The following is a 5,049-nucleotide window of genomic DNA, read 5'->3' as shown; positions in this document are numbered from 1 at the left end:
GGTACTTAATGAAGCCTGCAAGCAAACCGTAAAGTGGCTTGAAGCAGGATATAAGTTTAAGAGCATTAGTATCAATGTTTCATCAGTAGATATACATCAATTAGATTTTGTGGAAAGTGTTAAAAATATTTTTCAAACTACAGGAATTAATCCAAATATTGTTGAACTTGAAATTACTGAAACAGTCCTCATGGAGTCACTTGAACCTAATATAAAAATATTAGAAGAATTAATGGATATGGGAATTAGAATTGCATTAGATGATTTTGGTACTGGCTATTCATCACTTAACTATCTAATGAAGATTCCAATTTCTACTTTAAAAATTGATAAGTCATTTATAGATAATATAACTACGAATATACAAAACAAATCAATTATTAAAAATATAATTCAAATGGCTCATAGCATGGATTTAATAGTTGTAGCAGAAGGCGTAGAAACTGAGCAGCAGCTTTCAATACTTAGAGAAAAGAAATGTGACTATATACAAGGGTACTACTTTAGTAAGCCACTTTCAGTAAGCGACGCAGAAGAACTATTAAAAACGAGCACAAAAAAACATATAATCAGTTGAGGTGAACTACATTCACTTTGACTGTTTTTTTTATTTTATAAGTACATATAATTAAATTAACTATTGACAATGGAGTTAATTGGTTATATAGTTAGTTACATAAGTAATTAACCAATTAAGTGAAGAAGGTGGTAATGTGAATTTAAATTTTAATAATGATGTACCTTTATATACGCAGATTGCGAAAGCTATTGAGGATAACGTACTTAAGGGCATTTTTGAGGAAGAAACTGCAATTCCATCTACAACGGAAATATCTGTTAAGTACAAAATAAATCCCGCTACTGTAGCTAAAGGATTTAATTTACTTGTAGATGAAGGAATTATATATAAAAAGAGAGGCGTTGGGATGTTTGTTGTAACCGGAAGTAAAGAAAAGTTGATGGAAAAAAGACAAGAAAATTTTTATGAGAACTATATAGTGTCATTAATAGAAGAAGCTAAAAAATTGGATATTTCAAGTCTTGATATTATCAAAATGATTGAAAGGGGGATTTAACATGGGCACAATAAAGATTTCAAATGTAAGTAAAAAGTATGGGGATACTTTTGCTTTAGATAATATATCATTAACTATAGAAGAAAATAAAATCTATGGGTTACTCGGAAGAAATGGAGCAGGGAAGACAACACTTTTAAATGTCATAAATAATAGAATTTTCATAGATGGCGGAGTTATTTCTATAGATGATAAAGACTTATCACAAGATAAAAAGGGTCTTGGAAATATTTATTTTATGACAGAACAAAATTTATATCCACAGTCTATGAAAATAAAAGAGCTTTTTAATTGGACTAGTGAATTTTATCCAAGCTTTGATATGGAGTATGCGTTAGAGCTTTCTAAAAAATTTGGATTGAATATAAATAAGAGGATTAAGGAACTATCAACTGGATATTCTTCCATATGTAAAATTATAAATACAATGGCATCAAATGCGGACATATTAATGTTCGACGAGCCGGTTTTAGGACTTGATGCAAATCATAGAGAGATGTTTTATAGTGAACTTATGGAAAGTTATATAGAAAAGCCTAAGACCATTATACTTTCTACTCATATTATAGAAGAAGTTGCAAAAATATTAGAAAAGATAGTTATCCTTAAAGATGGAAAAATAATTAATGATGAAAATGTAGAAGAATTATTAAATAAATGCTACTGCGTATCAGGACTTAATAAAAATATTGATGATTATATTAAAGATAAAAATTGCATAAGTGTAGATGTAATGTCTTCTTTTAAATCAGCAGTTATAATGGGGGAAAATGGTGACATGGAAAAGGAAGAGATGAAGAAACTAGATTTAGAAATTTCAAAAGTTGAACTTCAAAAACTATTTATTCATTTGACAAGTGAGGGGGGTATAAAATAATGAGAAGTTTTAAACTAGCTAAATACAATATTAAAAGCAATCTTAAATCGATAATAATTTATTACTGTATTTTGATAACTTTTGTAACAAGCATAACATTTTTAAGCGGAGATGGGGGGAATACATCTGGAATTGAATTTGCAACTATGATATTTTTATTCGTCCTAGGGTTAAATTCTTTTAAAGAAAATTTTTATTTCGCTCAAGCTAATAATATTTCGAGAGTAGATTATTTTAAATCTCTAAGTATAACTATTTTACCAATAGCGTTAGGTATGTCTATTATAGATGTAATATTAAATAGAATTTATAATATATTTTCGGTAGGTCCGATGATATATGATATGGGGTATGGTGACTTCCCAAGTATCTATAATATACTAAATAAAGAATTATGGATACAAAGCAATAACGTGCAAATAATAATTAGGACTGTAACATTTTTATTTGCTTTTTATATTGCTGCATTTGCAATAGGATTATTAATAACTATGATATTTAATAAGTGTAATAAAACAATGAAAATTTTAATGTTTATAATTCCTATAGCTATTCAGGTTATTTTAGCAAATGTTGCATTTAATTCTCCAGAGTTTGCGAAGAAAACAGAAGTTTTTTTTAACAATATATTAGGATTAAACACAAAAAATTCTTATATGGCTGTAATAACATTTATATGTTTATTTATAATATCAATGTCTTTTGTGTATATGCTTGTTAGTAGAGCGGTGGTAAAAAGAGCTTAACCACCAGTCAAATATAAGACGAAAAACTGCAAATTATATTAAAAGAAAGGGCGCAAAAATTTGCGCCCTTTTATAAAATTATATAAATTATCCCTATTATGGGCTATACTATTAATAAGATTGTGCAAAGTAAGTACATATTATTTATTTTACAATACGAAAAAAAGTTTCAAGGGAGGAACAAATATGATACAAAAAACTAATTCAAATTTTAAATATCCAATGCTAGAGATAAACTTAAAGAAGATACACGAAAACATTAAATCTATGGTATATTTATGTGAATTACACGGGATAAATATTACGGGGGTAATTAAAGGATTTAATGCAATACCAGAGGTTGTGGAACAATATGAAAGTGCAGGATGCACATATATAGCGAGTTCAAGAATAAACCAAATAATCAGACTGAAGAAACACGGTATACAGAAACCATTTATGTTGGTTAGAATTCCAATGTTTAGTGAAATAAAAGAAGTGGTTAAGTTTGTTTCAGTTAGTCTTAATTCTGAACTAGAAACATTAAATATGATTCAAAAGGAATGTGAATTGCAAGGTGAAAAACATAAAGTAGTTCTAATGCTTGACCTTGGAGATTTAAGAGAAGGCGTTGTTGATGAAGAAGAATTCATTAATTTAGCAGAATATGTAGAAAATAATCTTAAAAATGTCGAGTTACTTGGAGTAGGGACTAATTTAGGTTGTTATGGATCAATAATGCCGTCGCAAGAGAACTTAGGAAGACTATGCAACATCGCTGAAATAATTGAAAGTAAAATAAATAGGAAACTAGAAATGATTTCAGGAGGAGCTACAAGCTCAATACCTTTAATGATAGATGGGAAAATGCCTAAAAGGGTAAATAATTTAAGAATTGGCGAGGGTATATTATTAGCAAAAGATTTAGATGAATTCTGGGGATATGATATGAAATATATGCATCAGGATACATTTATACTAAAAGCTCAGGTTGTAGAAATAAAAAATAAACCTACACATCCTATTGGAGAAGTATTTATTGATGCTTTCGGAAATAAACCTACTTATGTAGATAAAGGAATAAGAAAGAGGGCATTACTTGCAGTGGGGAAACAAGATTTTGGGTTACAGGATAATCTAATTCCACAAAGACAAGATGTTAAAGTTATAGGTAGTAGTTCTGATCACTTAATTATAGATATTGAAGATTGTGATATTGAAATTAAATTAGGGGACATACTTGGTTTTACAATGTTCTACTCACAAATGATGTATTTAAGCGGATATTCAGGTATACCTAAGATTTTTATCTAGAGTTATTCTTGAGAACAAAATGAGAATAGTGGTAATAATTAATTAAAAATTCCAAAAAAGGAAATAATCCAAGACTTGGAGGAATTATGATAATAAAAAAAATAGATAACAAAATCAAAATTAAAGTAGCGATTCTAATTTTGTTTTTATTAGGTATAGTTGTTTTTGGAATAAATTTTTCACCCTGGATTATTGAAAAAGTGAAACAACCAAAAGCGATAAGGGAATATTTGAGAGCTTTTGGCGGATTAGGATTTTTGATGTACATACTATTACAGGCAGCACATGTAATAGTAGTGGTAATCCCTGGAGATTTATTTACCCTTTGTGGTGGCTTTATTTATGGTATTCCATTGGGGTTTTTATTATCAATAATTGGGATAATGCTTGGGACAGTTTGTGCATTTTATATTTCAAGATTATTGGGATATGAACTTATAAGTAGAATTGTACCAAAAGAAAAAATAGATAAAATAAGTAATACTTTAAATTCAACAGAAGGTACAATAGGGTTGCTAATCATCTGTCTAATTCCGATTATTCCAAAAGATTTGATGATATATATTGCCGGGCTTACACCAATAAAAGCATCAAAATTGTTTTTTGTTTATGCAATATCAAGGATACCAGCAACTCTTATTTGGGTATCAGTTGGGTCACAGGCTTACAATAAAGATTTAAAAGGAATAATTGTTATTTTAATAGTGCTTGCGTTACTAATCGTGACTGGAATTATATTAAGAAATATGTATAAGAAAACAGAGGATAGAGATAATGTATAAAATTACGATATTCAAACAGATTTTATAATGATATTAAGGAGGATGTAACTATGCAAAGCAGATTTGATAGAAAGTATCTTAAGTATGTAATATATATTACCTTGGCAGCAACTTTAATTTTTATAAGCTATAATGTAGTTTTTAATTTTGGAGAGTTGTTGAGAAGTATCATTAATGCAATTAAAGATTTGATTTCAATGATTTCACCCCTTATTACTGGTATTATAATTGCGTATTTATTGTATCCATTATCAAAGCTTATAAATGTTTTTCTT

The 5,049-nt window shown here is 28.5% G+C and carries 6 protein-coding genes and 1 pseudogene; all 7 read left to right on the top strand.

The window, feature by feature from the left end:
- Positions 1-577 (top strand): EAL domain-containing protein (locus JJE11_RS14420; RefSeq protein WP_291636844.1); only part of this gene is annotated, 577 nt, incomplete at its 5' end.
- Positions 578-713: 136 nt separating this feature from the next.
- Entirely contained in the window at positions 714-1,076 is a 363-nt protein-coding gene (locus JJE11_RS14415) for a GntR family transcriptional regulator (protein ID WP_291636843.1), read from the top strand.
- A 1-nt stretch (position 1,077) separates the two neighbouring features.
- Entirely contained in the window at positions 1,078-1,953 is an 876-nt protein-coding gene (locus JJE11_RS14410) for an ATP-binding cassette domain-containing protein (protein ID WP_291636842.1), read from the top strand.
- Positions 1,953-2,699, top strand: coding sequence for a hypothetical protein (locus JJE11_RS14405; protein WP_291636841.1), 747 nt, complete (start codon positions 1,953-1,955; stop codon positions 2,697-2,699). The genes JJE11_RS14410 and JJE11_RS14405 overlap by 1 nt, the downstream gene beginning before the upstream one ends.
- 186 nt (positions 2,700-2,885) lie before the next feature.
- Positions 2,886-3,992: an alanine/ornithine racemase family PLP-dependent enzyme gene (locus tag JJE11_RS14400; RefSeq protein ID WP_291636838.1), complete on the top strand. Its 1,107-nt coding sequence runs from the start codon at positions 2,886-2,888 to the stop codon at positions 3,990-3,992.
- An 86-nt stretch (positions 3,993-4,078) separates the two neighbouring features.
- Complete coding sequence (locus tag JJE11_RS14395; protein ID WP_291636836.1) at positions 4,079-4,774, top strand: VTT domain-containing protein; 696 nt, start codon at positions 4,079-4,081, stop codon at positions 4,772-4,774.
- 50 nt (positions 4,775-4,824) lie between these two features.
- Positions 4,825-5,049 (top strand): annotated as a pseudogene (locus tag JJE11_RS14390) (AI-2E family transporter); the annotation flags it as partial.

Source organism: Clostridium sp. (assembly GCF_016650095.1).
Classification (GTDB): Bacteria; Bacillota; Clostridia; order Clostridiales; family Clostridiaceae; genus Clostridium_AD.
This window is presented reverse-complemented; position numbering and strand designations above follow the sequence as displayed.

Coding starts and splice junctions, on each gene's coding strand:
- JJE11_RS14405 (WP_291636841.1), top strand. CDS start 1,953: ATGAGAAGTTTTAAACTAGCTAAATACAATATTAAAAGCAATCTTAAA.
- JJE11_RS14410 (WP_291636842.1), top strand. CDS start 1,078: ATGGGCACAATAAAGATTTCAAATGTAAGTAAAAAGTATGGGGATACT.
- JJE11_RS14400 (WP_291636838.1), top strand. CDS start 2,886: ATGATACAAAAAACTAATTCAAATTTTAAATATCCAATGCTAGAGATA.
- JJE11_RS14395 (WP_291636836.1), top strand. CDS start 4,079: ATGATAATAAAAAAAATAGATAACAAAATCAAAATTAAAGTAGCGATT.